This is a genomic window from Demequina sp. (assembly GCF_047975725.1).
GTDB lineage: Bacteria > Actinomycetota > Actinomycetes > Actinomycetales > Demequinaceae > Demequina.
On sequence record NZ_JBKEED010000019.1, the window covers coordinates 52,898 to 72,078 of the forward strand.

20 protein-coding genes are annotated in these 19,181 nt (G+C 68.3%); 14 read left to right on the forward strand and 6 right to left on the reverse strand.

Translation table 11 applies throughout. The features are described from left to right. The first annotated feature begins 539 nt into the window (after positions 1-539). The 11 genes from ACK5NO_RS06160 to der are packed head-to-tail and all read left to right on the forward strand — an operon-like array spanning position 540 to position 9,714. Positions 540-1,505 (forward strand): heme o synthase, encoded by a 966-nt coding sequence (locus ACK5NO_RS06160; protein WP_416811785.1) that lies wholly within the window; start codon positions 540-542, stop codon positions 1,503-1,505. A gap of 1 nt (position 1,506) precedes the next feature. Beyond that, positions 1,507-2,418, forward strand: coding sequence for a site-specific tyrosine recombinase XerD (locus tag ACK5NO_RS06165; RefSeq protein ID WP_416811786.1), 912 nt, complete (start codon positions 1,507-1,509; stop codon positions 2,416-2,418). Between the two features lie 32 nt (positions 2,419-2,450). Further along, on the forward strand, positions 2,451-3,266 hold the full coding sequence (locus ACK5NO_RS06170) for a ParA family protein (protein WP_416811787.1): 816 nt from the start codon (positions 2,451-2,453) through the stop codon (positions 3,264-3,266). Between the two features lie 5 nt (positions 3,267-3,271). Continuing rightward, positions 3,272-4,111 (forward strand): segregation and condensation protein A, encoded by an 840-nt coding sequence (locus ACK5NO_RS06175; protein WP_416811788.1) that lies wholly within the window; start codon positions 3,272-3,274, stop codon positions 4,109-4,111. Next, positions 4,104-4,649, forward strand: a complete 546-nt coding sequence (gene scpB, locus ACK5NO_RS06180) for an SMC-Scp complex subunit ScpB (RefSeq protein ID WP_416811789.1) — start codon at positions 4,104-4,106, stop codon at positions 4,647-4,649. Before ACK5NO_RS06175 ends, scpB begins: the two co-directional genes overlap by 8 nt. Further along, positions 4,649-5,398: a pseudouridine synthase gene (locus ACK5NO_RS06185; protein ID WP_416811790.1), complete on the forward strand. Its 750-nt coding sequence runs from the start codon at positions 4,649-4,651 to the stop codon at positions 5,396-5,398. The genes scpB and ACK5NO_RS06185 overlap by 1 nt, the downstream gene beginning before the upstream one ends. A gap of 30 nt (positions 5,399-5,428) precedes the next feature. Beyond that, the gene (gene aroH / locus ACK5NO_RS06190; protein ID WP_416811791.1) at positions 5,429-5,791 is read left to right on the forward strand and encodes a chorismate mutase; all 363 of its coding nucleotides are present in this window, start codon (positions 5,429-5,431) and stop codon (positions 5,789-5,791) included. Further along, complete coding sequence (locus tag ACK5NO_RS06195) at positions 5,788-6,849, forward strand: prephenate dehydrogenase (RefSeq protein ID WP_416811792.1); 1,062 nt, start codon at positions 5,788-5,790, stop codon at positions 6,847-6,849. The genes aroH and ACK5NO_RS06195 overlap by 4 nt, the downstream gene beginning before the upstream one ends. Further along, positions 6,846-7,523 (forward strand): (d)CMP kinase, encoded by a 678-nt coding sequence (gene cmk / locus ACK5NO_RS06200; RefSeq protein WP_416811793.1) that lies wholly within the window; start codon positions 6,846-6,848, stop codon positions 7,521-7,523. The genes ACK5NO_RS06195 and cmk overlap by 4 nt, the downstream gene beginning before the upstream one ends. Further along, complete coding sequence (locus tag ACK5NO_RS06205; protein ID WP_416811794.1) at positions 7,520-8,215, forward strand: lysophospholipid acyltransferase family protein; 696 nt, start codon at positions 7,520-7,522, stop codon at positions 8,213-8,215. Before cmk ends, ACK5NO_RS06205 begins: the two co-directional genes overlap by 4 nt. Next, a complete protein-coding gene (gene der, locus ACK5NO_RS06210; RefSeq protein ID WP_416811795.1) occupies positions 8,212-9,714 on the forward strand; it encodes a ribosome biogenesis GTPase Der in 1,503 nt (500 codons plus the stop codon). Before ACK5NO_RS06205 ends, der begins: the two co-directional genes overlap by 4 nt. Here der and ACK5NO_RS06215 read toward each other — a convergent pair. The 6 genes from ACK5NO_RS06215 to ACK5NO_RS06240 are packed head-to-tail and all read right to left on the reverse strand — an operon-like array spanning position 9,711 to position 16,011. Next, entirely contained in the window at positions 9,711-10,127 is a 417-nt protein-coding gene (locus ACK5NO_RS06215; protein ID WP_416811796.1) for a DUF1801 domain-containing protein, read from the reverse strand. The two genes, der and ACK5NO_RS06215, sit on opposite strands and share 4 nt — an antisense overlap. Before the next feature lie 52 nt (positions 10,128-10,179). Beyond that, positions 10,180-11,934 (reverse strand): AMP-binding protein, encoded by a 1,755-nt coding sequence (locus tag ACK5NO_RS06220; protein WP_416811797.1) that lies wholly within the window; start codon positions 11,932-11,934, stop codon positions 10,180-10,182. A gap of 58 nt (positions 11,935-11,992) precedes the next feature. Beyond that, positions 11,993-12,514, reverse strand: coding sequence for a thioesterase family protein (locus tag ACK5NO_RS06225; RefSeq protein ID WP_416811798.1), 522 nt, complete (start codon positions 12,512-12,514; stop codon positions 11,993-11,995). A 13-nt stretch (positions 12,515-12,527) separates the two neighbouring features. Next, on the reverse strand, positions 12,528-13,400 hold the full coding sequence (locus ACK5NO_RS06230; RefSeq protein WP_416811799.1) for a MaoC family dehydratase: 873 nt from the start codon (positions 13,398-13,400) through the stop codon (positions 12,528-12,530). After that, positions 13,400-14,743: a 3-oxoacyl-ACP reductase gene (locus ACK5NO_RS06235; protein WP_416811800.1), complete on the reverse strand. Its 1,344-nt coding sequence runs from the start codon at positions 14,741-14,743 to the stop codon at positions 13,400-13,402. The genes ACK5NO_RS06230 and ACK5NO_RS06235 overlap by 1 nt, the downstream gene beginning before the upstream one ends. Beyond that, positions 14,743-16,011, reverse strand: coding sequence for an acetyl-CoA C-acetyltransferase (locus ACK5NO_RS06240; RefSeq protein ID WP_416811801.1), 1,269 nt, complete (start codon positions 16,009-16,011; stop codon positions 14,743-14,745). The genes ACK5NO_RS06235 and ACK5NO_RS06240 overlap by 1 nt, the downstream gene beginning before the upstream one ends. 78 nt (positions 16,012-16,089) lie before the next feature. Between ACK5NO_RS06240 and ACK5NO_RS06245 the strand changes: the two genes are divergently transcribed. The 3 genes from ACK5NO_RS06245 to ACK5NO_RS06255 form a co-directional block, all read left to right on the forward strand. Beyond that, positions 16,090-16,728, forward strand: a complete 639-nt coding sequence (locus ACK5NO_RS06245; RefSeq protein ID WP_416811802.1) for a TetR/AcrR family transcriptional regulator — start codon at positions 16,090-16,092, stop codon at positions 16,726-16,728. A 33-nt stretch (positions 16,729-16,761) separates the two neighbouring features. After that, a complete protein-coding gene (locus ACK5NO_RS06250; protein WP_416811803.1) occupies positions 16,762-18,723 on the forward strand; it encodes an acyl-CoA dehydrogenase in 1,962 nt (653 codons plus the stop codon). Between the two features lie 112 nt (positions 18,724-18,835). After that, positions 18,836-19,181: helix-turn-helix domain-containing protein (locus ACK5NO_RS06255; protein ID WP_416811804.1), on the forward strand; the 346-nt coding region annotated here is incomplete at its 3' end.

The following is a 19,181-nucleotide window of genomic DNA, read 5'->3' on the forward strand; positions in this document are numbered from 1 at the left end:
GTCGACCCCCCCTCCGGTTGATACCCGTGTCGACAGGATTGAGCCAGCGCGTGCGTGCCTGATACCCGTCCCGACGCTTCACGCCACGTACTCGGGTGACAGCCACTGCCCGTGCCGGGCCGATGCGCGGGTGCCGGTGCGCGCCAGCTCACCTCCCGCATCGGCCGTGCTGACGGGTATCTGCCGTGCGCGCACTGCTCACCAAGCGTCGTGGCGGGTATCAACAGGACAGGTGAGTCATAGGGGCGAGGTGAGGGCGGCGGAGAGAGGTGAGGGTGGGGTCGGCGAGATCGCGACAGGCACCGCGCGCATGTCGGCACGCAGCGCTTCAGGACGCAGCCCTTCAGCACACAGTGCTTCAGCACCCAGCGCGTCAGCACGCAGCGCTTCAGCACGCAGCGCTTCAGCACACCTAGGTATCCAGCACGCACGCACCGCTCCCAGCACGAACGGACGGGTATCAACGGGGTGGGAGACAGGGACGGGGCGCGCTCGGCGGGCTAGGTCCTTGGCCCTGCGCACACGGGTAAGATGTGCGCATGTCCCACACCGTGCCCGCCTCTGCTGATGTGGCGAGCCCGACCACCGCACGCACCAACGAGCGCGGCCGCACCGTCAAGGGCTACATCGCCCTGACCAAGCCCCGCATCATCGAACTGCTGCTCGTGACCACGATCCCCACGATGGTGCTCGCCGCAGACGGCTGGCCGTCGTGGACGCTGTTGCTCACGACCCTCGTCGGTGGCGCGCTCTCGGCGGGCAGCGCGAACGCGTTCAACATGTATATCGACCGCGATATTGACGCGATCATGCACCGTACGCAGAACCGTCCGCTCGTGACGGGCGCGGTGAGCGAGCGCGGCGCGCTGGTGTTTGCGTGGACGCTCGGCGTCGTGTCGACTGCATGGTTTGCCTGGGTCGTGGACTCGCCGCTCGCGGCGCTGTTGTCCGTGCTCGCGATCCTGGGCTACGTCGTGGGCTACACGATGGTGCTCAAGCGCCGCACGTCGCAGAACATCGTCTGGGGTGGCGCCGCTGGGTGCATGCCGGTGCTCATCGGCTGGGCAGCCGTGACGCAGTCGGTCGCATGGACGCCCGTGTTGTTGTTCCTCATCATCTTCTTCTGGACCCCGCCGCACTACTGGCCGCTGTCCATGAAGTTCAAGCGCGACTACGCCAACGCAGACGTGCCGATGCTGCCGGTGGTCGCGACCACGCACAAGGTCGCCGCGGAGATGATCGCGTACTCGGTGGCGATGGTCGCCGTGACGCTCATCTTGGTGCCCGTGGCTCACATGACGTGGGTCTACGCGATCATCGCGGCTGGCTCGGGCGTATGGTTCACGGCCGGCTGCGTGAAGCTCTACCGGCGCTCGGAGCGCGGCGACACCAAGCTGCGCGAGATGCGCCTGTTCCGCGACTCGATCACGTACCTGACCATCGTCTTCGCGGCCATCCTCGTGGATCCGTTCTTGCCCGAGGTCCTCACCGCTTTCGGTTCCTGACGTGCTCGGCCGCGAGCGGGACGCGTACCTCGCCCACGTGACCGTGGAGCGTGGCCTCAGCACGCACACCGTCGCGGCCTATCGCCGCGATCTCACGCGCTACAGCGACTTCCTCACCTCCCGCGGAGTGGACAGCCTGGCCGATGCGACCCGCACCGACGTCGCGGAGTTCGCCCAGGCCATCGGCACGGGAGCCGACGGGGGCCGCTCGCTTGCGCCCGCATCGGCGTCACGGACCGTGGTGGCCGTCCGTGGCTGGCACCGCTTTGCGCTAGCGGAGGGGTGGACGCTCAACGACGTCAGCCACGAGGTCAAGCCACGTGCGATCCCCAAGCGTCTGCCCAAGGCGATCTCGACCGACGACGTCGCGCGCATTCTTGACAGCGTGGGTGATGGTGCGGCCGCGCTGCGCGACAGGGCGTTGCTGGAGGTCGTGTACGCCTCGGGCGCGCGTATCTCCGAGGCCATCGGGCTCGACGTCGATGACCTGAGCCTGGACCGCGCGGGCTCCGCCGTGCTGCTGCGCGGTAAGGGTCGCAAGGAACGGATCGTGCCCATTGGCGGCTATGCGGCCGATGCGCTCGATGCCTACCTGGTGAGGTCGCGCGGCGCGCTCGCTCAGGCGGGCAAGGGCACGCCTGCCCTGTTCTTGAACACCCGGGGCGGGCGGCTGTCGCGCCAGAGCGCGTGGGCGATTCTCAAGGCGGCGGCCGAACGGGCGGGCATTGAGGACGTGTCCCCTCACACGCTGCGGCACTCGTTCGCGACGCACCTGCTGACCGGTGGCGCGGACGTGCGCGTGGTCCAGGAGTTGCTGGGGCACGCCTCCGTCACGACCACGCAGATCTACCCCGCGGTGACGCAGGACACGTTGCGCGAGGTCTACGTCGCGGCGCACCCGCGAGCCCGCTGAGCATCGTGCCTGGCTCACGGTAATGTGGGCGCGTGAGTGATTTTCCCGTCCCGGCCCCCCTGAACGGCCATGGCCCAGCGCGCATCGTCGCCCTGTGCAACCAGAAGGGCGGGGTGGGTAAGACCACCACCACCGTGAACCTTGCGGCCGCGCTCGCCGAGTACGGCCGCCGCGTGCTCGTGGTCGACTTTGACCCCCAGGGAGCGGCCTCGGCCGGCCTGGGCATCAACCCCAACGAGCTCGACACGACCATCTACGACCTGCTCATGCGCACCGGCGTGAAGGCGGAAGATGTGATCCGCACCACCGCCGTCGAGGGGCTCGACCTGATCCCCGCGAACATCGACCTGTCGGCCGCCGAGGTGCAGCTCGTGGGAGAGGTGGCCCGAGAGTCGACGCTCGCCCGCGGCCTGCGTGGCGTCGCCGACGACTACGACGTGATCTTCATCGACTGCCAGCCGTCCCTGGGCCTGCTGACCGTCAACGCGCTCGTGGCCGCGCACGGTGTACTGATCCCGCTGGCGTGCGAGTACTTCGCAATGCGTGGAGTGGCGCTGCTGGTCGAGACCATCGACAAGGTGCAGGACCGCCTCAACCCGCGCTTGACCATCGACGCGATCATCCCGACCATGTACGACGGCCGCACCCTGCACGCGCAAGAGGTGGTCGAGCGCGTTCAGCAGCGCTTTGGCGATCAGGTCACGGAATCGATGATTCACCGCACGGTCAAGTTCCCGGATGCGACGGTCGCTGCGGAGCCGATCACGACGTTCGCTCCCAAGCACGCGGGCGCGGAGCAGTACCGCTCGCTCGCGCGCGAACTGATCGCCCGCGGCGTCGCTGCCTGAGCGCCATGAGCACCGCACCTGAGGCGGCGCCGCAGCGGCGAGGCTTCGAGGTCCATCTCGACAACTTCGAGGGGCCTTTCGACCTGCTGCTGTCACTGATCTCCAAGCATGAGATGGAGATCACCGAGGTGGCGCTGGCGCGGGTCACCGACGAGTTTCTCGCGACCATCGCGTCCCACGAGACGGACTGGGACCTGTCGCAGGCCAGCGAGTTCCTGGTGGTCGCGGCGACGCTGCTGGACCTCAAGACCGCCAGGCTGCTCCCGCAGGGCGCCGTGGAGGACATCGAGGACCTCGAGTTGCTCGAGGCCCGCGACCTGCTGTTCGCCCGCCTGTTGCAGTACCGCGCGTTCAAGCAGGTGGCGGGCACCTTCTCGCAGATGCTCGAGGCACCCCGACGTGTGGCCCGTGACGTGCCACTCGAACCGCATTTTGCGATGCTGCTGCCCGAGCTCGTGTGGCAGGTGACGCCCGAACAACTCGCGAGGCTCGCCGCCCACGCCCTCCAGCCCAAGCAGGCGCCGGCAGGGGTGTCGATCGCACACCTGCACGCTCCGGCGGTGAGCGTCCGTGAGCAAGCCGCGGTGCTCACCTCGCGGCTGCAGCGCGACAAGGCCGTGACGTTCCGTGCGCTCGTCGCCGATGCGGATCACGTCAACGTGGTCGTCGCACGCTTCTTGGCCCTGCTTGAATTGTTCAAGGAGGCGGTGATCGCCTTCGATCAGCTGCGCTCCCTGGGGGAGCTGACCGTCCGTTGGACGGGTGGCGACGAGGCAGTGGACATTGAGGTGTCCGCGGAGTTTGATGAGGCTGCGGCCCCACAGGAGAACGGTGACGATGACTGACGTGCACACCAGGGGAGCCGTCGAGGCGATCCTGATGGTCGTGGATGAGCCCGTGGCGGCGGCGGATATCGCGGCCGCCATCAACGCGACCGTGGACACGGTGACCGACGTCCTTCACGGACTCCGGGACGAATACGCCGACCCCGACGCGCCTCGCGGCTTCGAGTTGCGCGAGGTCGACGGCCGGTGGCGCATCTACTCCTCCCGTCTCTACGCCGATGCGGTGGGAGCCTTCGTGGTCGACGGCCAGTCCGCGCGCCTGTCGCAGGCGGCTCTCGAGACCCTCGCCGTGGTGGCCTACCGCCAGCCGGTGACCCGTGGACAGGTCTCTCAGGTGCGTGGCGTCAACGTCGACTCGGTGATGAAGACGCTCAGCGCACGCGGTCTGGTGACCGAGGTGGGCGAGATTGGCGGCGCCCTGCAGTACGGCACCACCACGGAGTTCCTTGAGCGAATGGGACTGTCCTCGCTGGATGATTTGCCCGAACTTGCCCCCTACCTGCCTGATCTGGCGGATGTCGACGGAGAGGGACGCTGATGGGTGACCTGGAGATTCATCGCCCGGAGGGCGTGCGACTGCAGAAGGTGCTGGCCGCAGCAGGGGTGGGCTCTCGTCGCAAGTGCGAGGTGCTCATTGAGCGCGGCCTGGTGAAGGTCGACGGCGAGGTCGTCAACCAGCTCGGCGTGCGTGTGGACCCCGACGCGGTCAAGATCGAGGTCAAGGGTAAGCGGATCGTGGTCGACGACAACGCGGTGACGGTGGTGCTTAACAAGCCGCGTGGCGTGGTGTCGACCATGTCTGACCCGCAGGGCCGTCCCGCGCTCGATCAGTTCGTGCGCGAGTACGACCAGCGACTGTTCCATGTAGGACGGCTCGACGCCGAGACCACGGGCGTGTTGCTGCTCACGAACGACGGAGAACTCGCCAACCGGCTCGCGCACCCCACGCATGGCGTGCCCAAGGTCTATGTCGCGAAGGTCGAGGGCCAGGCCGCCAAGGGTCTGTGTACGCGACTGCGGGCGGGCGTCGACCTCGAGGACGGACCCGTACGCGTGTCCGACTGCGCCATCCTGGATGTGTCCAAGGGTCACTCGCTCGTGAAGGTCGAACTCCACGAGGGCCGCAACCGGATTGTGCGTCGCATGCTCGACAAGGTGGGCCACCCGGTGGTCGACCTGGTTCGCACCGATTTTGGTCCCATCAGCCTGGGCACCCTTCAGCCCGGTGAGGTGCGCCGCCTGTCGCGCGAAGAGGTGGGCGCCCTGATGAACGTGGCGGGACTCTAACCGACCGCCCCCACCGATACGATGGTGCTCATGCGAGTTCGAGCCATCCGCGGTGCCACCACGCTTGACGTCGACGACAAGGACCACCTGCACCTGCGCACGCAGGAACTCGTGGAGTCGATCATGAGCGCCAACACGCTCACCACGGACGACGTGATCTCGGTGATCTTCACGTGCACGCCGGACATCGTCAGCGACTTTCCCGCGGCCGCCGCGCGCGAGCTCGGGTTTGGCGCCGTGCCGCTCATGTGCGCCCAGGAGATGGCCGTTCCCGGCGCGTTGCCGCTCGTGGTCCGCGTGCTGATGCACGTCGAGACGGCGCGCGAGCGTGCGGAGATCACTCACGTGTACCTCCACGAGTCAGTCTCGCTGCGGCGCGACCTCGCCCAGTGACCGCGCAGGAGCTCCGCTCGCGTACCCACATTCTGGGCGCGGGGCTGATCGGGTCGAGCGTGGGAATCGGCCTGGTCGCTGAGGGCTGGGATGTCACCATCGAGGACGCCGATGCGCAGGCACAGACGCTTGCCCAGTCCATTGGTGCGGGCGGCCAGCTGGGTGCTGCGGAGCCCGAACTCGTGATTGTCGCCGTCCCGCCGTCGGCCACGCCCTCCGTCGTGGCCCACGCGCTCGACACCTGGCCTGGTGCGGTGGTCACGGACGTGGCGAGCGTCAAGGCGCCCATCGCTGCTGCGGCCGACTCGACCGGCCATGGAGACCGCTACGTGGGCTCTCACCCCATGGCGGGCCGGGAACTCTCGGGTGGCCTTGCCGCCCAGGGGGATCTGTTCAAGGCTCGCCCGTGGGTGATCTGCCCCAACGGCGCGACGAGCCAGGCCGTCGAGCGCGTGCGCGCCGTCGCGCACGCGCTGCAGTGCGACATCGTCCAGATGGAAGCCGCAGCGCACGATGCCGCCGTGGCGCGAGTCTCGCACGCGCCTCAGGTGGCCGCCTCGGCAGTGGCCGCGGCGCTCGGCCCGCTCCACGCCGACGATGTCGCTCTCGCGGGCCAGGGCCTGCGCGACGTGACCCGTATCGCTGCCTCGGACCCCAAGATGTGGGCCGACATCGCGCGGCTCAACCGCTCGGCGCTGATCGCGACCATCGACCACATCATCGGTGACCTCGAGGACATCCGCGATGCCGACGACGTGGGCGAGGCTGTCACTGACCTGATCGAGCGTGGACGCCTAGAGGTGGCCCGCATCCCGGGTAAGCACGGCCGCCCGCAGCGCGCCTGGACGCCCGTGACCGTGATCGTTCCCGACGTGCCGGGGCAATTGGTCCGGCTGCTCGGCGAGGCCGCCGCCGTGGGCGTCAACGTTGAAGACATCACCATCGAACACTCGCCCCGCCAGCCGGTGGGTCTGACCACGCTGCACGTGCTGCCCTCGCGGGCCGAGGAACTTGCCCGTGCACTGACTGACAACAACTGGGAGATCGCAGCGCCATGACCGGAATCGTCATTGCCATCGACGGGCCGGCAGGCACCGGAAAGTCCACCGTGTCGCGCGAGGTCGCGACCCGTCTGGGGCTGGCCTACTTCGACACGGGTGCCACCTACCGGGTCGCCACCCTCGCGTGCCTTCGCGACGGCGTGGACTTCGCGCAGACCTCGGATGTGGCCGCGATGGTCGCGACCATGAACGTCGAGCTCATCCTCGACCCGCGCAACCCCCACGTGTTGCTCGACGGCGAGGACGTGAGCGCTCAGATTCGCACCGACACCGTCGCACTGACCGTCTCGAAGGTCGCCACCAACCTCGAGGCGCGGCCCATCCTGCAGGAACTGCAGCGCGAGGTGATTCGCATGGAGACGGTCGGCGGCCTGTCCGAGGGCCGTGGCGTGGTCGCCGAGGGCCGCGACATCACCACCGTGATTGCTCCCGAGGCGGACGTGCGTGTGCTCATGACCGCGGACGACGAGGTACGCGTGGCCCGCCGTGCAGGCGAGGGCGCCGATCTCGCGACCGTGCGCGAGGCCGTGCTGGGCCGCGACCGCAAGGATGCGACCGTCGTGAGCTTCCACCAGGCGGCCGACGGCGTGCACACCCTCGACACCACGGATCTGACGATCGAAGAGGCGGTCAGGGCGGTCATCGGCCTGGCCCACGAGGCTCAACTGTGACCTCTGCCCCCGCACCGAGCCGCTGGGGCCCTCGCTGGTCCCGCTGGGTGGGACGCGCTCTCGCGCGGGGGCTGTGGGCGACCGAGGTGCGCGGCCGGGAGTGCCTGCCACGTGAGGGCGCCGCCATCGTGGTGGCCAATCATGTGGGTTTCATCGACGGGCCTGTGCTGCACGGCGTCATCCCGCGCGGCTCCCACTTCCTCATCGGTTCGCACATGTTCCGCGGGCCGCTCGGTCCCATCTTGGGCGCCGCAGGCCAGATCCGCGTCGACGGCTCTGGTCGCGAGGCGTTGGCCCTGGGCTTGGAGGTCCTGCGCCGCGGGGACGTGGTGGGCATGTTCCCCGAGGGCACCAGGGGAGCCGGAAGGGCCGATGCGGTCATGGGCGGGGCAGCCTGGCTCGCCTTGCGCTCGGGCGCGCCGATTGTGCCGACTACGATGGTAGGCACGCGCCACACGGGGGAACCTGTGGGTGTGTGGCCGCGACCCAGGCGGCGCATCCTTGTCGAGTTCGGCGAGCCGGTCGACATTGCACCGCCCGCTGAGCTGCGGGGGAGGGCACGCCAAGAATGGGCAGCCCAGGCGGTCGCCAGCGCGCTGAGGGCCCAGGTGGACGCCACCCTGGCCACGACCGAACTTGAATTGCCTGCCGATGACGGCGGGCGCACATCCGCCGAGGAGGCACCCGCATGAGTGACGACCAGGAGTACCGCGGTCTGGAAGACGTCCCCGAGCCTGTGGTGGTGCACTCGGACCCCGAGGAGAGCCTCGACGTGATCCGCGAGGCCGCGCTGCGCGCGGGCCTGGAGGACTACGACCTCACGCCCGAGGACCTCGCGGCTCTTGCAGGCGAGGAGGTCGTGGAGACCGAGGACGCGCTGCCCGTGCTGGCGATTGTGGGCCGTCCCAACGTGGGCAAGTCCACGCTCGTGAACCGCATTCTGGGCAAGCGCCTGGCCGTGGTGGAGGACACCCCGGGTGTCACCCGCGACCGCGTGTCCTACCGCGCCGAATGGGCCGGTACCGACTTCATGCTGATGGACACGGGCGGCTGGGAGGCCAAGGTCACGGGTCTGGACCTGTCCGTGGCGCAGCAGGCCGAGGTCGCGATCGACATGGCGGACGCCGTGTTGTTCGTCGTCGATGCCACCGTGGGCGCCACCTCCTCTGACGAGCAGGTGGTCAAGCTCCTGCGCCGCGCCAACAAGCCCGTGGTACTGGTCGCCAACAAGGTGGACGGCCCCCAGGGTGAACTCGAGGCCGCCGCGCTGTGGAACCTGGGGCTGGGGGAGCCGTACCCGGTCAGCGCCCTCCACGGCCGCGGCACTGGTGACATGCTCGACGCAGCCATCGCGGTGCTGCCGACCGAGTTGGAGCAAGTCGAGGTTGACCCCGACGCGCCCCGCCGGATCGCGCTCGTGGGACGGCCCAACGTGGGCAAGAGCTCGCTGCTGAACCAACTGGCGGGCGAGCGCCGTGTGGTGGTCGACGAGACCGCCGGCACCACGCGCGACCCGGTCGACGAGAAGGTCGAGATCGCCGGACGGTCGTGGACCCTGGTCGACACCGCCGGAATCCGCCGCCGTGTGCACATGACCAAGGGCGCGGACTTCTACGCCTCGCTGCGCACGGGCGCTGCGATCGAGCGTGCCGAGGTCGCGCTGGTGCTGCTCGACGCGTCGGTGCCGCTCACGGATCAAGACTCCAAGGTCATCGCGCAGGTGCTCGAGGCCGGCCGCGCCCTCGTGCTCGTGTTCAACAAGTGGGACCTCGTGGGCGAAGACGAGCGGTTCCTGCTCGAGCGCTCCATCGAGCGCGACCTCGTGCAGTTGTCGTGGGCGCCGCGCGTGAACGTCTCGGCGCGCACCGGTTGGCACACCAACCGCCTGGTGCCCGCGATCGACCTTGCACTCGGCTCGTGGGATCAGCGCATCTCGACCGGACGTCTCAACACGTTCCTGGGCGAACTGGTCGCCGAGCACCCGCACCCGGTGCGCTCGGGCAAGCAGCCCAAGATCCTGTTCGCGACCCAGGCGTCTGCGCGTCCGCCGCGCTTTGTGATCTTCGCCTCCGGCTTCCTCGACCCCACGTACCGACGGTTCATCGAGCGTCGCCTGCGCGAGAACTTTGGCTTCGAGGGCACGCCCATCCAGATCTCGGTGCGCGTGCGCGAGAAGCGCAAGCGCCGCTAGGAGGCTTCGTACAGGTCGGCGCGCGAGTAGCCGATCGTCACGAGGTGGCGGAGGACACCCTCGTCGAGGTCGTCGAGTTTTTTGACATAGACGCAACCAGCGCCGGTGGTGTGCGGGCCCAACTGAGCCAAGAGCGCATCGGCCCTGCTGTCGTCTTTGAGGCCGTACAGCGATAGTTGCGCCTTGCGCGGCGAGAAGCCCACCTTGAACATGTCGCCCTCGCGGCCCGTGGCGTAGCGGTAGTGGTAGCTGCCGAAGCCGACCATGGACGGTCCCCACATCACGGCGGTGTCGCCGGTGACCTCGGTCATGAGGTGAAGCAACCGCTCGCCCTCAAGGCGGCGACGTTCGGGCTCGACGGAGGCGAGGAACTCCTCGACGGACGCGTCTGACGGTTGGGTCTTGTTGGACATGGAACTCACGCTACGCCGCCCGGCTCACGCTCGGGCGGCGTAGCGACAGTCATCAGGCCGACTCGACTGCGTCGCGGCGCTGCTCCTCGATCTCGCGCAGCCCGCGGCGCAGGACCTTGCCCACGTTGGTCTTGGGCAGCTCGTCGATGAACTCGATCGCGCGCGGCCGCTTGTAGCCGGTCATGCGCTCCTTGAGGAAGGCGGCGAGTTCGGCCTCGGTGAGGGACTCATCGCGTCGCACGACGAAGAGCTTGGGGACCTCGCCGGCGTGCTCGTCGGGGATGGGGATGGCTCCTGCCTCCGCGACCTTGGGGTGCAGCATGGCCGCATCTTCGATGTCGCCGGGGTAGACGTTGAAGCCCGAGACCACGATGATCTCCTTCTTGCGGTCCACGATGCGCAGGTAGCCGTCCTCGTCGAAGGTCGCCACATCGCCGGTCAGGAGCCAACCGTCGAGGGTCAGCACCGCAGCGCTTTCCTGATCCTTGTGCCAGTACCCCTGCATGACCTGTGGACCCTTGACCGCGAGCTCGCCGGGCTCGCCGGGCGCCACGTCGTTGCCCTCGTCGTCGAGGATGCGCACGTCGGTGGACGGCAGCGGCACGCCGATGGTGCCCACGCGCGGGGGCAGGTGCGTGGGGTTGACGCTCACCACGGGCGACGCCTCGGTCAGGCCGTAGCCCTCGACGATCTCCGAGCCGGTCATCTCGCGCCAGCGGGCGCCCACGGCGGAACGCAACGCCATGCCGCCTGCGACGGCGATCTTCACGTTGGACAGGTCGAGCTTGGCAAAGCCCTCGTTGTCCATCAGGGCACCAGCGAGCGTGCTGACCAGCACGAGAGCGTCGGGCTTGCTCGCGTCGATGGTCTTGACGAACGCGGGGATGTCCCTGGGGTTGGTGATGAGCACGTTGTGGGCGCCAAAGCGGAAGAAGCCGATGCAGTTCACCGTCAGCGCGAACACGTGATACAGCGGCAGGGCGGCGATCACGGAGGCCTCGCCGTCGTCGAGCACGGCGGCCATCTGACCGATGAACTGGGCCTGGTTGCACAGCAGATTGTGGTGCGTGAGGACCGCCGCCTTGGTGCCTCCAGTGGTCCCGCCCGTGTACTGGAGGAACGCGATATCGGAAGGGCCGACGCCGGGGTCAGTGAAGCGTGCGGGGTCGCCTCCGAGCAGGGGCAGGAACGGCACGGCATGCGGGATCGAGTAGGCGGGCACCATCTTCTTGACGCGCTTGGCGACAAAGTTGACGATCCCGCGCTTGGGCGAGTGGAGCATGTCGCCCGCCTGCGTCACGATCACGTGCTCGATGGGCTGGTCCTTGAGCACGCGCTCAAGGGTGGCCGCGAAGTTGGCGAGCACGATGATGGCGCGCGGCTGCGCGTCCGCGACCACCTTGGTGAGCTCGTCGGCCGTGTAGAGGGGGTTGGCGTTGACGACAATCAGGCCCGCCTTGAGCGCCCCGTACAGGGCGACGGGGTATTGCATGAGGTTGGGCATCTGCAGGACGATGCGGTCGCCCTTGGCAAGGCCCAGTTCCGTCTGGAGGTAGGCGGCGATGCGAGTGGCGTGCTCCTCCACCTCGCGGAAAGTCAGGGTGCCGCCGAGGTTCGAGAAGGCCGTCTTGTCGCCGTAGCGCTGGGCGACCACCGTCGCCATCGCGCCAAGGCTGTGCTCCGTGGGCTCCTCGATCACGTGGGGAACGCCAGGAGGATAGTGCGCGAACCAGGGGCGTTCCTGGCCTGCGACGGGGTCGAGGTCGGGCGTGGGCGTGGGGGAGACCGGGTTCTCCGAGTTGGTCATCATCATCTCCATTGATGTCGATGGTCAGTGGGTGGAACTCTAGCGGCTCGGTAGGCCTTCACCGACGAGGCGTGCGTGTGTGGTGAGTCCAGTCCGTCATCCACGGCTCGACGGACAGGTGGTCGGGAAAGCCACCCACCGCCTGCTCGAGCTCACTCACGGGGACCGAACCTCCGCTCCTGCGCACAAACAGGCCCCGCACGAGGGCGTGAGCGTGGACAGTCTCGCCCACCATGAAGCGGTGCTCGAGGTAGCACCAGCGATCGTCGAAGCCCACGATTCTGGTGTGGAGATCAAAGCGCTGGCCCAGCCGCAGTTCCCGCCGGTAGGTGATGGTCTGGCCCGCCACGATGGCCGCCCAACCCCGCTTGGCGAACTCGTCCCACCAGCCCGAGCGATAGAGCAGCTCGTAGCGGCCCAGGTCCAGCAGCGTCAGGTAGCGGCCATTGTTCATGTGCCGCATGACGTCGAGGTCCGTGGGGGTCACCGTGAACGACGTGACCACGTCATCCCAGATCGACGCGGGCTGGGGACGGCGCATGCGCAGCCAGCGCGTCGCGAGCCTCCACCACAGGTTCATCGGCGCGCGGCCCTCATGCGGGGGTGACCCGCATGCGCAGGTGCGGCTTGGCGCCGTCCTTGGTGACGACGTCGGCGCTGATGGTGTGGTCGCCCTGGGTCCACGAGAAGCCCACGGTGCCGGGCAGGAGTACGGGCTTCACGAAGTCGACCTGCGCCGCGAAGGTATCCGGAAGGCGTCCATCGAGCGCCGCGAGCGCGCGCGCGTGAGTCCACATCCCGTGGGCGATGGGGCGCGGGAAGCCGAAGGCCTTGGCCGCGAGGGCGTGGGTGTGGATGGGGTTGGGGTCCTTGGACACGGCGCGGTACTGGCGGCCGAGGTCCTTGGGCAGGAGCCAGCGTGCCTGCACAGGGCCGGCCTCGAACGGCGCTCGGGGTCCTTCCTCGCCGGGCCCGCCGTCGTTCACGCTCATGCCCGCGGCCAAGTAGGTCGAGGTTCCTTGCCACACCACGTCATCGCCCACGTGAACGGTGCCGATGAGGTCGATCAGGGCACCCTTGCGATGCGAGCGCGCGTGGTCCAGGTACACGGAGAGGTCGAGTTTCTCTGACACCGCCACCGGCCTCACCAACGTCATGGCATTGGCGGTGTGCACCGCACCGAGCAGCCTCACCGACGAGTCGGGATCGCCAAGCAGGTGGACGTGGAGAGGGAACGTGAGGACGTGCAGCCAGGTCGCGGGGACCGTATCCCGCAACGTGAAGCCGCACACGCGGGCATAGCGTGCGAGCCGCTCCGGGTCTTGGGTATGGTCGTGGACCCTGACAGCGTGCTCCGGGATCGTGACGTGCGTGCTCCGCGACGGCATGAGAGAGCGCGCGAGCGCACCTCCCATGGCGGGCATCGTGTCGAGGTGTTCGATGCGACGGTCAGCGAGCGCAGCCACTACGCCCCCACGAGGTTCTGGCCGCACACCCGGATGACCTGACCGGTCACGCCCTGGGACGCGGGATCGAGCAGGTATGCGATGGTCTCGGCAACGTCGACGGGGAGGCCGCCCTGGCTCAGCGAGTTCGAGCGGAGGAACACCTCGCGCTGGATGAAGGGGATCTTCGCCGTCATCTCCGTTTGGATAAAGCCCGGCGCCACCGCGTTCACGGTGATGCCGCGCTGCGCAAGGTCGGGCGCCATCGCCATCACCAGGCCTGCGACGCCCGCCTTCGAGGCCGCGTAGTTGGTCTGTCCCTTGTTGCCTGCGAGGCCGGAGGTCGAGGCCACGCCCACCACGCGGCCACCGTCCGCGAGCCCGCCGGGCGTGGTGGGGCCGAGCAGGACCTCGTTGATGCGCATCTGCGCGGCGAGGTTCACCTCGAGGACGGACGCCCACCGCGCCGCATCGGTGTTCACGAGCATCTTGTCTCGCGTGATGCCTGCGTTGTGGACGATGCCGTACAGCGTCAACTCCCGTCCCGCCATCATCTGCGCGATCCTGTCACCGGCGTCGGGAGCGGTGATGTCGAGTTGGAGCGCGATGCCGCCCACCTCGTTCGCGACGGCCGCGAGCGACTCGCCAGCGGCGGGAATGTCCACCGCAAGGACGGTCGCACCCTGGGTGGCGAGGGTGCGGGTAATCGCTGCGCCGATGCCGCGGGCCGCTCCCGTGACGACGATCACCTTGCCGTCGAGCGGCCGCTCCTGCACGGCTTCGGGTCCGTCCGCCGCCCTGACGGTCCACGTCTGGCCGTCGACAAAGGCCGACCGTCCCTGGAGGACGAACGCGAGGGTCGAGGCCAGGTCTGCCGGGGCGGTGTCCGTGGTGGTGAGCAGCAATGTCGCCGTCGCGCCTCCGCGCAGCTCCTTGCCCACCGTGCGGTTGATGCCGTCGAGCGCCCTGATCACAGCAGCAGACTCCCAGTCCTCGCCGCTGGCCCGCGCGATCACGACGATGCGGCCTGACCGCTCGATGCCCCGCACTGCGGGCCTCAGGAGTGCACGCAAGTCCTCCAGTTGGGCAATCTGCGTCACCTCGGTGGCATCCACGACGAGGGCACCGATGCGTGAGCCGTAGCCGGGTGCATTGTCACCTTCGTCGATGACGGGTGCCTGGGTAGCGCGACCCAGCACGCGCATCGTCCCTTCAGCGAGCGTGCCGCCGCCGATGGACGCGAGCACGATGGCCCCCTGGGGCCATGCCTCTCCGCGGCGCAGGCGCGGCGGCTCTTTGAGGCCAGCCTTGGCGGCGATCGCCTTGCCAGCGGGGGAGTAGTAGACCTTCTCGAGAGCACCCATCACACTGCCTCCAGGATCGCGACCACACCCTGTCCGCCTGCGGCGCACATGGAAATCAAGCCTTTGGAGCCGGGGCCGCGAGCATGCAGCAATTTGGCCAGGGTAGGGACGATGCGCGCGCCGGTGGCCGCGAACGGGTGACCCGTGGCGAGCGACGAGCCGGTGACGTTGAGGCGGTCGAGGTCGAAGGTGCCGAGCTTGCCGTCGAGCCCGAGTTCGCGGCAGTAGTCCTCGTCGTCCCAGGCCTTGAGGGTGGCGAGCACCGTCGAGGCGAAGGCCTCGTGAATCTCGATGAGGGTGAAGTCGTTCAGCGACAGGCCCTGGCGGGCAAGCATGCGGCCGGCTGCGGCGACCGGGCCCAGTAGCAGGTCCTCGCCGGCCGGGTGGTCGACGGCCGCGACCTCGGCGTCCACGACCTTGGCCAGCACGGGCAGGTGGTGACGCGCTGCCCACTCTTCCGAGGCCAGGAGGGTGGTCGCTGCGCCATCGGACAGTGCAGTGGAGTTGCCAGCCGTCATGGTGCCGTGTTCGCCTCCAAAGGCGGGGCGCAGCGAAGCGAGCTTCTCGACGGTCGTGTCCGGACGCATGATCGCGTCGCGCGGGACGCCAAGGTAGGGGGTGACGAGGTCGTCGAAGAAACCGTCCTCCCATGCGGCGGCGAGCTTGTGGTGCGAGGCGGCCGCGACTTCGTCCTGCGCCTCGCGGGAGATGCCCCAGCGTTCCGTCGTGACGGCCTGGTGCTCGCCCATGGACAGCCCGGTGCGGGGCTCGGATACGGCGGGCGCCTGCGGCTTGAGGTGGCGCGGACGCACTGCGGTGAAGGGCTTGAGGCGATCGAGCGGCGTGCGGGCCGCGTTGGCCTTGAGCAGGGTGCGGCGCAGGGGATCGGAGACCACGATCGGGGCGTCCGAGGTGGTGTCGACGCCGCCAGCGATGCCCGACTCGATCTGGCCCAGGCGGATTTTGTTGGCGATGTAGATCGTGGTCTCGAGCCCGGTGCCACACGCTTGTTGCAGGTCACACGCGGGGGTGGTGGGTGCGAGGGCCGAGCTGAGCACCACCTCGCGGGTGAGGTTGAAGTCCTTCGAGTGCTTGAGGACGGCGCCTGCGGCTACTTCGCCGATGCGCTGGCCAGCGAGGCCATAGCGGGCGATCAAGCCGTCGAGGGCTGCGGTGAGTAGGTCATGATTCGAGGCTTGCGCGAACGGGCCTCCGGACTTCGCGAAGGGGGTGCGGTTACCCCCGACTACCACGGCGTTGTGGGTCATGCGGTGCCTCCGTCGTTGAGAGAAACTAACCGATACTCACGGTAGCAGATACCGCTAGTGTCGGGTACTGTGGTCTTTGTGAGTGTGGACGGCAGAGACGCCAGGTGGAACCAGCACCGCACCGAGCGGCGCAGGGAGCTCGTCTCCCATGCCCTGCGCGCGATCCGTGTCCATGGAGCCGGGGTGGGGATGGACGCCATCGCCGCGCGAGCCGGGACCTCCAAGACCGTGATCTACCGCCACTTTGGCGACCGCGAAGGGCTCTACGACGCGGTGGTCGCCTCTGTTCATGCGTACATCCACGAGGGACTCGCTGCCGCCTTCCGACTGTCCGACCCGGCGGACCTTGGCCGGTTGACCGCGGACCTCGCCGATGCCTACCTTGAGCTGGTCGAGCGCGACCCCGAGATCTACCGCTTCGTCATGACGCCGCCCGCCCAAAGCGCCGATGCGGTGGTCGACCCCGTACGGGGCCTACCCGGGCTGCTCGGCGAGCAAATCGCCGATGCGATCGAGGCGAACATGACCGCTCGAGGGATGGACGCATCGGCCGCCCGAACATGGGGACACGGGCTGGTGGGCTTTATCAAGGCCACCGCCGACCACTGGATGGCTTCCACCCCGCGGCCCCCGCGCGCCGAAGTGGTGGCGCACATTGCCCAGTTCTTTGCCCCTGCGCGCGTGGAAGCGCCCGTCCCTGCACCGATGCCCGACTGATCACACCCCATCAAAGTTCCAGGAGGTCCGACAATGACGTTGACAGAGCCTGACAGTGTTCACACCGAACACACCCCGCTAAGCGAAGAGCATCTGACGGTGCTGGGGGACCGGTTGCGTTCCGTGCTTGACGGTACCTACGCCACCGAGCGTGCCGTGGGCCGTGCGACGTTCCCCGCCGAGGGGATGCTGCGCGATCCCTCGCTCGACGTGGAGGCCTCGCGAGAGTGGACGCTGGGGCGCTTGCTCGAGCTCGAGCGCCACGGCTTTGGCCATGCGGGGGTACCCGAGGGGGCGAACTCCGTGTCCGACCCCCTGACGGCCGTCATGGCGTTCGAGATGCTCGCGCACGGCGACCTGTCGGTCACCATCAAATCGGGCGTCCAGTTTGGGCTCTTTGGCGGGGCGGTGACCAACCTGGGCACCGACTGGCACCACGAGACGTACTTGCCTGACATCACCTCGCTCAAGCTATTGGGTTGCTTCGCGATGACCGAACTGGGGCATGGCTCGGATGTGCAGAGCCTTGAAACGACCATCACTTACATTCCTGAGACCGACGAGTACGAGGTCGATTCGCCGACGGCCGCCGCCACCAAGGCCTATATCGGCAATGCCGCGAAGGACGGGACGATGGCGGCCGTGTTCGGCCAGTTGATCGTTGATGGCGTGGGGCACGGCGTGCACGTGGTGCTCGTGCCGTTGCGCGACGAATCAGGCGCGGACCTGCCCGGCATCACTACCGGCGACCACGGGCACAAAGGCGGGCTGCTGGGTGTCGACAACGGCACCATCCGGTTCTCGCGTGTACGCGTGCCGCGCCGCATGCTGCTGGACCGCTACGGCGGCGTGAGTGTCGATGGGGTGTACGCCTCGCCCATCGACAACCCCAACCGGCGGTTCTTCACGATGCTGGGAACGCTCGTGCGGGGCCGCGTGTGCGTGGGCGGGGGAGCCGGCATCGCCGCGCGGCGCGCGCTGTCCATCGCGGTGCGATGGGGGCTCACGCGCCACCAGTTCCCGGCCGCCGGTCGCCCCGATGGGGTGCTGCTGCTCGACTACCTCACCCATCAAAAGCGCCTGTTGCCGCGGCTAGCACGGGCGTATGCGTTGGGCTTTGCGCAGAATGAGCTCATCACCGACCTGGTCCACGTGCAGGGTCCAACGCCGTCGACCGAGGAGGAACAGCGCAGTCTCGAAACCCACGCGGCCGGGCTGAAGGCCATGACCACCTGGTTCGCCAACCAGACGGTGCAAGAGGCGCGTGAAGCGTGCGGCGGTTCCGGCTACATGAGCGAGAACCAGCTCGTCGAGATGCGTCGTGACGTCGACATCTTCGCGACGTTTGAGGGCGACAACACCGTGCTCATGCAACTGGTGACCAAGGCGTTGCTCACCGACTACCGCAAGGAGTGGAGCGAGCTGGACCGCACCGGCGTGGTGCAGGCGACGGCCCGGGTTGCTGGTGACGCGGTGGCCGAGGCCACGTCTGCCGGGCTCGTGCTGGGCGCCCTCGCGGATGCCGTGCGGCGCCGGCCAGAGGAGACCACCCTTGTGGACCGCCGCTGGCACGCGCTGATGTTCGACGAGCGTGCCCGGCACTCACTCGAGGCACTCGCTCGCCGGATGCGCGCGGCCGCCAAGGTGCGTGGGGACCAGTTCGAGGCCTTCAACGCCTTGGGTGATCACGTGCAGTTCGTGGCGCGCGCCTACATGGAGCAGCGGGTGCTCACTGCCTTTGTCGACGCCATCGACGCGTTGCCGGCGGGGGAGACGCGCGAGGTGCTGGAGCGCGTATGCAGCCTCTACGCGTTGCAGTCGATCCACGACGACCGGGCGTGGTTCATGGAGCACAACCGGATCACCTCGGGCCGGTCCAAGGCGATCGGTGCTCAGATCAACGACCTGTGCCGCGAGCTGAGGCCGCACGCGTTGAGCCTGGTCGAGGGGCTCGGAGTGCCAGAGAAGTGGCTGGGGGCGGCGATCCTCGCCTAACCCCGCCCCCCTTCCCATCAAATGGATCCATTTGCTCGGTTGCGGGGCGGTCGGGCTCCGTCAAATGGATCGGCGAGTTCATAGGGTCGATGCATCACTGGGAGGTGGTGCGATGTCTGAGGTTGCAGTGGTGGGTGCTGGGGTGGGGCGGTCGTTGACGCTGGCTGAGCGGGTGGAGATTCAGTCCGGGTTGCGCTCGGGCCTGTCTCATCGGCGTATCGCGGTCGGTATTGGCCGCTCGCAGTCGGTGGTCTCGCGTGAGATCGCTCGGCATCGGCTTCGTGATGGCGGCTATGGCGCGGTCCATGCTGACCGGCGTGCACGGGCAGCTCGACGTCGACCCAAGGTGCCTAAGTTGGTCGCTGATCCGGTTCTGGCGGCCCGGATCAGCCAGTGGATGGATCAGGGCTGGTCACCCAAACTGATCGCCGACATGCTCGCCAGCGAGCATCCCCACG

Bases quoted from the DNA above. Each gene is read 5' to 3' on its own strand.
- ACK5NO_RS06160 (WP_416811785.1), top strand. From the start codon at position 540: ATGTCCCACACCGTGCCCGCCTCTGCTGATGTGGCGAGCCCGACCACC.
- ACK5NO_RS06175 (WP_416811788.1), top strand. From the start codon at position 3,272: ATGAGCACCGCACCTGAGGCGGCGCCGCAGCGGCGAGGCTTCGAGGTC.
- scpB (WP_416811789.1), top strand. From the start codon at position 4,104: ATGACTGACGTGCACACCAGGGGAGCCGTCGAGGCGATCCTGATGGTC.
- ACK5NO_RS06185 (WP_416811790.1), top strand. From the start codon at position 4,649: ATGGGTGACCTGGAGATTCATCGCCCGGAGGGCGTGCGACTGCAGAAG.
- aroH (WP_416811791.1), top strand. From the start codon at position 5,429: ATGCGAGTTCGAGCCATCCGCGGTGCCACCACGCTTGACGTCGACGAC.
- cmk (WP_416811793.1), top strand. From the start codon at position 6,846: ATGACCGGAATCGTCATTGCCATCGACGGGCCGGCAGGCACCGGAAAG.
- der (WP_416811795.1), top strand. From the start codon at position 8,212: ATGAGTGACGACCAGGAGTACCGCGGTCTGGAAGACGTCCCCGAGCCT.
- ACK5NO_RS06215 (WP_416811796.1), bottom strand. From the start codon at position 10,127: ATGTCCAACAAGACCCAACCGTCAGACGCGTCCGTCGAGGAGTTCCTC.
- ACK5NO_RS06220 (WP_416811797.1), bottom strand. From the start codon at position 11,934: ATGACCAACTCGGAGAACCCGGTCTCCCCCACGCCCACGCCCGACCTC.
- ACK5NO_RS06225 (WP_416811798.1), bottom strand. From the start codon at position 12,514: ATGAACCTGTGGTGGAGGCTCGCGACGCGCTGGCTGCGCATGCGCCGT.
- ACK5NO_RS06235 (WP_416811800.1), bottom strand. From the start codon at position 14,743: ATGGGTGCTCTCGAGAAGGTCTACTACTCCCCCGCTGGCAAGGCGATC.
- ACK5NO_RS06240 (WP_416811801.1), bottom strand. From the start codon at position 16,011: ATGACCCACAACGCCGTGGTAGTCGGGGGTAACCGCACCCCCTTCGCG.
- ACK5NO_RS06250 (WP_416811803.1), top strand. From the start codon at position 16,762: ATGACGTTGACAGAGCCTGACAGTGTTCACACCGAACACACCCCGCTA.